Here is a 5,455-nt window from a genome sequence, read left to right as displayed (position 1 = left end):
GGCGGTCTCGGTGCGGCGGTCGCGTTCCATCCAGGTGCGCACGGAGACCAGCAGCTGGGAACCGTGCTCCGCGTCGTAGCGCAACACCTCGCCGAGCACGTGGTCGACCAGCGCGGTCAGGACCGCAGGGTCGTCCGGCAGCCAGCGCCCCGTCGCGTCGGCGCCGTAGCGGACCAGCGGACGGCCCGACTCGCCCGCCTTGGAGACCGCCCACAGGGCCTCGCGCTGGGCGACCTTCAGGGCCGCGCCCGGCCGGAAGGGGCGGCTCATCCCGGCCGTCACGGCCGGCAGCGCGCCGATCGCGTCGGCCAGGTCCGGCGCCCCGAGGACGTACCGGTCCTCGCCCCAGGTCAGCAGCAGGTGGGGGCGGTCCTCCAGGCAGGCCAGCAGCGCCTCGTCGGGGGCGCGCCGGACCACGATCAGGACGGTGTCGCCCTCGATGGAGTGCCGGGCCAGCCTGCGGCGGGCGGCCTCCGGATCGAGCACCTCCTGGAGCAGTTCCGCCAGCGTCTCGGCGCCCTCGCGGCGCAGCGTCTCGCGTTCGCTGCGCACCGTCGCCACCCGCAGCGCCGCCACCGTCGCGATGTGCTGGACGACCGCGAGGCCGGCCGGCTGGGCGCCCTGCCGCTCGTACGCCACCAGGAAGCCCGCCGGGCCGCCGGGCGCCGGCACCGGCAGGACGAAACCGCCGGGGACGGTCGGCGCGGCGTCCACTGAGGCGGGCAGCACCCCCGGACCGGGCGTGGGCACCCCCGGCAGCAGGGGACGGCCCTGCGGGGTGCAGAGGTACACGTCGTACCCGGACAATCGTTCGAGGCGCCGCAGGAGGGTCGGGGTGTCGAGGTCCTCGGCGACCATCCAGCGCAGCGCGCCGAAGACCTGCAGCTGCGCCCCCAGCCGGTGCCGGGCGTCCTCCTGCACCGCCGCCGCGACCTCCTGGGAGACCGCGATGAACGGGACGGCGAGCGGCACCTCCAGCACCGGGAAGCCCCGCTCCTCCGCCGCCCGGAAGAACGCGTCGTGCAGCGGGGGCACCCGCAACTGGGCGGACAGGGCCAGTGCGGAGACCCCGGCGTCGTCCAGCCGCTCCAGATAGCGGCGCTGGCCGGCCGCCGTGCGGGGGATCGCGAGCCCCGTGGTCATGAGGACCTCGGACCCCAGCAGCCAGGGGGTCGGATCGTCCAACTCGCTTGCGTGCGCCCAGGACACGGAGCGGCCGAGGCCGCCGCTCCCGGCCTTCACCGAGAGCTGCAGGGCGGGGAAGGACAGCAGATCCTCGACGGTCAGTTTGTCGTCAGCCACAGGAACCAGGCTATCTCTCTGTGACTGACACAATTGTGGATGGCCGGGGACGGACCCAGACTGTGGAGCCGTCCCCGGTATGAACGGCAGGTGAGAGCCCATGGCGACCTCGGTCACCGACATCGAGACTCATGGTGTCGAGCAGATCCCGGACGAGGACCGCACGGCCCGTCCGCTCGACCTGTTCCGGCTCGCCTTCGGCGGCGCCAACACCTTCGCGACCTGTGTGCTGGGCGCCTTCCCGATCCTGTTCGGCCTCTCCTTCTGGCAGGGGCTCGCGGCGACCGCGCTCGGCCTGGTCGCGGGCGCCCTGCTGCTCGCGCCGATGGCGCTCTTCGGCCCCACCAACGGCACCAGCAACTCCGTCTCCTCCTCCGCCCACCTGGGGGTGCACGGCAGGGTCGTCGGCTCGTTCCTCTCGCTGCTGACCGCGATCGCCTTCTTCTCGATCTCGGTGTGGTCCTCGGGCGACGCCCTCGTCGGCGGCGCGCACCGGCTGGTGGGGCTCCCCGAGTCGACCCTGTCGTACAGCGTGGCGTACGCGGTCTTCGCCGCCCTCGTGCTCGTGGTCTGCGTCTACGGCTTCCGCTTCATGCTGCTGGTGAACAAGATCGCCGTGGTGGCGGCGTCGGCCCTGTTCGTGCTGGGCGCCTTCGCCTTCGCCGGCGACTTCGACCCCGGCTACGCGGGCAGTTTCGCCTCGAGCGCCGACCCGCTGTTCTGGCCGTCCTTCATCGGCTCCGCGCTGATCGTGCTCTCCAACCCGGTCTCCTTCGGCGCGTTCCTCGGCGACTGGTCCCGCTACATCCCGGCCGCGACGCCCCGCCGCCGGGTGATGGGCGCGGCGTTCCTGGCCCAGGTCGCCACCCTGCTGCCGTTCGTCTTCGGTCTCGCCACCGCTTCGATCATCGCGACCCGGGCCGCGAAGTACGTCGACCCGGCCGCGCCCAACTACGTCGGCGGCCTGCTCGCGATCTCCCCCGGCTGGTACTTCCTGCCGCTCTGCCTCATCGCGCTGATCGGCGGTCTGTCCACCGGCACGACCGCCCTGTACGGCACCGGGCTGGACCTCTGCAGCGTCTTCACCCGCTTCACCCGCGTCCAGGCGACGGTCCTCATCGGCGTGCTGTCGATCGTGTTCATCTTCGTCGGCCGCTTCGCGCTGAACCTCACCCAGTCGATCTCCACCTTCGCCACCCTGATCATCACCTGCACCGCACCGTGGATGGTCGTGATGATCCTCGGCTACGTCACCCGCCGGGGCTGGTACGACGCCCAGGCGCTCCAGGTCTTCAACCAGCGCCGCACCGGGGGCCGCTACTGGTTCGCCCACGGCTGGAACTGGCGCGGCCTGGCCACCTGGCTGCTCTCCGCCGCCGTGGCGCTGCTGTTCACCAACCTGCCCGGCCAGTTCGTCGGACCGCTCGGAAACCTGGCCGACGGCATGGACATCTCGCTGCCGGTCGGCCTCGTCCTCGCGGCGGTGCTCTACCTCGTCCTGCTCACGCTGTTCCCCGAGCCGCGCGGGGTCTACGGACCGGCGGGACCCCGCTTCGTCCGGGCCTCCGACGCCGAGGTCCTGCCGATCAGCGGCGACCCGCGGGAGGCCGCCCCCGCGGAGCCGGTCACGGTCGGCTGACCTGCCGCCCCGGCCGCCCGGTGCCGGGGCGCCCGGCCGGACCCCGCGGCGCGGACCACGGGCGGACCCGCACCCCCACGGGCCCGCCGGCACCGGCGGGCCCGCGGCGGCCGTACGAGCGGCCCGGCGAACCGGGACGGCGCAGGCCGGCCGAGGGTCATGTCGGATTTCCGCGAGACCGGGACCGCCCCCGTCCCCGATGCTGGACCCATGCAGAAGGGGATGCACACCGACACCGAACGCTGCGTACGCGCCGTCCGGTCCAAGGACGAGCGGTTCGACGGCTGGTTCTTCACCGCCGTCCTCACCACCGGCGTCTACTGCCGGCCCAGCTGCCCGGTGGTACCGCCCAAACCCGAGAACATGGTCTTCCACCCGAGCGCGGCGGCCTGCCAGCAGGCGGGATTCCGGGCCTGCAAGCGGTGCCGCCCCGACACCAGCCCCGGCTCGCCGGAGTGGAACCGGCGGGCCGACGCCGTGGCCCGCGCCATGCGGCTGATCGCCGACGGGACCGTGGACCGGGAGGGCGTGCCCGGCCTCGCCGCCCGGCTCGGCTACAGCACCCGCCAGGTGGAACGCCAGCTGCTCGCCGAGCTGGGCGCGGGACCCCTCGCCCTCGCGCGGGCCCAGCGCGCGCAGACCGCGCGGCTGCTCATCGAGACGACCGCCCTGCCGATGGCGGAGGTCGCCTTCGCCGCCGGCTTCTCCTCCGTCCGCGCCTTCAACGACACCGTCCGCGAGGTCTTCGCCCTGACCCCGGGCGAACTGCGCGCCCGCGCGCCGAGACGGGCCCCCGGTTCCGCCGGGACCCCCGGCTCCACAGGGACCGCCGGCGTCCCCGCCGCGCTGTCGCTGCGCCTGCCGTTCCGGGCCCCGCTCACCCCCGACAACCTCTTCGGCCACCTCGCCGCCACCGCCGTACCCGGGGTGGAGGAGTGGCGGGACGGTGCTTACCGGCGCACCCTCCGGCTGCCGCACGGGCACGGCTTCGTGGCGCTGGCCCCCCGGCCCGACCACGTCGCCTGCCGCCTCACCCTCACCGACCCGCGGGACCTCACCGTCGCCATCAGCCGCTGCCGCCGCCTGCTCGACCTGGACGCCGATCCGGTGGCCGTCGACGACCGGCTGCGCGCCGACCCCCTCCTCGCGCCCCTGGTGGACAAGGCGCCCGGACGCCGGGTCCCGCGTACGGTCGACGAGGCGGAGTTCGCCGTCCGGGCCGTGCTCGGACAGCAGGTCTCCACCGCCGCCGCCCGCACCCACGCGGCCCGCCTGGTCACCGCGCACGGCGAACCGGTGGACGACCCGGACCCGGGCGGCGGCCTCACCCACCTCTTCCCGTCGCCCGAGGCACTCGCCGGCCTGGACCCCGAGACCCTGGCGCTGCCCCGCGCCCGCCGCGCCACCCTCACCACCCTGGTGCGGGCCCTCGTGGACGGCGATCTGCGCCTGGGCGTCGGGAGCGACTGGCCCGAGACCCGCGCGAAGCTCCTCGCCCTCCCGGGTTTCGGCCCCTGGACCGCCGACGTCATCGCCCTGCGCGCCCTCGGCGACCCCGACGCCTTCCTCCCCACCGACCTGGGCATCCGCCGCGCCGCCCGGGGGCTCGGCCTGCCCTCCACCCCCGCCGCGCTCACCGCGCGTGCGGCGGCCTGGCGGCCCTGGCGGGCGTACGCGGTGCAGTACCTGTGGGCCACGGACGACCACCCGATCAACGTCCTGCCGGCATGAGGACGCACGAGAGCCGACGAGGCCGACGAGACCGACGGAACGGATGGAGCGGATGAACCGGATGAAGCGGCACACCGTGATCGACAGCCCGTACGGCCCGCTGACGCTCGTCGCCGACGACGGCGTCCTGTGCGGGCTCTACATGACCGACCAGCGTCACCGTCCTGCGCAGGAGACCTTCGGCGACCGTGCCGACCCCGGCTCCGCCGCACCCGCCGCGAGGGCCTTCGCCGAGGCCGGGGAGCAACTGGAGGCCTACTTCGCGGGCGGGCTGAAGGAATTCACGCTGGAGCTGCGCCCGCACGGCACCCCGTTCCAGCGCCGCGTCTGGGATCTGCTGAGGGGCATCCCCTACGGAGAGACCCGCACGTACGGCGAACTCGCCGCGGCCCTCGGCAGCCCGAAGGCGTCCCGGGCCGTCGGGCTGGCCAACGGGCGCAACCCGATCGGCATCGTCATCCCCTGCCACCGGGTCGTCGGCGCGAGCGGCGGCCTCACCGGGTACGGAGGGGGCCTGGAGCGCAAGCGGCGGCTGCTGGACCACGAGCGGGACCTGCCGGCCCTGTTCCCGCAGGTCCCGCCCTCCGGCTCCGTCAGGGGCCCTCGTACCGGTGCGGCGGGGGCGGCTTCGCTCCGGAGGCGGTACCCGCCGCCCCCGCCGCACCTGTACGAGGGCCCCTGACGGAGCCGGAGGGCGGGACCTGCGGGAACAGCGCCGGCCGGTCCCGCCCGTGGTCCAGCAGCCGCCGCTTGCGCTCCAGGCCCCCCCCGTACCCGGTGAGG

At 74.6% G+C, this 5,455-nt stretch carries 4 protein-coding genes; 3 read left to right on the top strand and 1 reads right to left on the bottom strand.

Annotated elements, in window-relative coordinates; translation table 11 throughout:
- A partial coding sequence (locus AOK18_RS25085) for a PucR family transcriptional regulator (protein ID WP_055695802.1) occupies window positions 1-1,302 on the bottom strand: 1,302 nt, incomplete at its 3' end.
- Between the two features lie 100 nt (window positions 1,303-1,402).
- Between AOK18_RS25085 and AOK18_RS25080 the strand changes: the two genes are divergently transcribed.
- From AOK18_RS25080 to AOK18_RS25070, 3 genes are all read left to right on the top strand, one after another.
- On the top strand, window positions 1,403-2,941 hold the full coding sequence (locus AOK18_RS25080; RefSeq protein ID WP_055572655.1) for a purine-cytosine permease family protein: 1,539 nt from the start codon (window positions 1,403-1,405) through the stop codon (window positions 2,939-2,941).
- Between the two features lie 210 nt (window positions 2,942-3,151).
- A complete protein-coding gene (locus AOK18_RS25075) occupies window positions 3,152-4,672 on the top strand; it encodes an AlkA N-terminal domain-containing protein (RefSeq protein ID WP_276205370.1) in 1,521 nt (506 codons plus the stop codon).
- Between the two features lie 61 nt (window positions 4,673-4,733).
- Entirely contained in the window at window positions 4,734-5,354 is a 621-nt protein-coding gene (locus tag AOK18_RS25070; RefSeq protein WP_079105163.1) for a methylated-DNA--[protein]-cysteine S-methyltransferase, read from the top strand.
- Window positions 5,355-5,455 lie beyond the last annotated feature (101 nt).

Source organism: Streptomyces prasinopilosus, from assembly GCF_001419695.1.
Lineage (GTDB): Bacteria > Actinomycetota > Actinomycetes > Streptomycetales > Streptomycetaceae > Streptomyces > Streptomyces prasinopilosus.
This window is presented reverse-complemented; position numbering and strand designations above follow the sequence as displayed.

What these genes read in the sequence shown, in the direction of transcription:
- AOK18_RS25080 (WP_055572655.1), top strand. Translation starts at nt 1,403, where the DNA reads ATGGCGACCTCGGTCACCGACATCGAGACTCATGGTGTCGAGCAGATC.
- AOK18_RS25075 (WP_276205370.1), top strand. Translation starts at nt 3,152, where the DNA reads ATGCAGAAGGGGATGCACACCGACACCGAACGCTGCGTACGCGCCGTC.
- AOK18_RS25070 (WP_079105163.1), top strand. Translation starts at nt 4,734, where the DNA reads ATGAAGCGGCACACCGTGATCGACAGCCCGTACGGCCCGCTGACGCTC.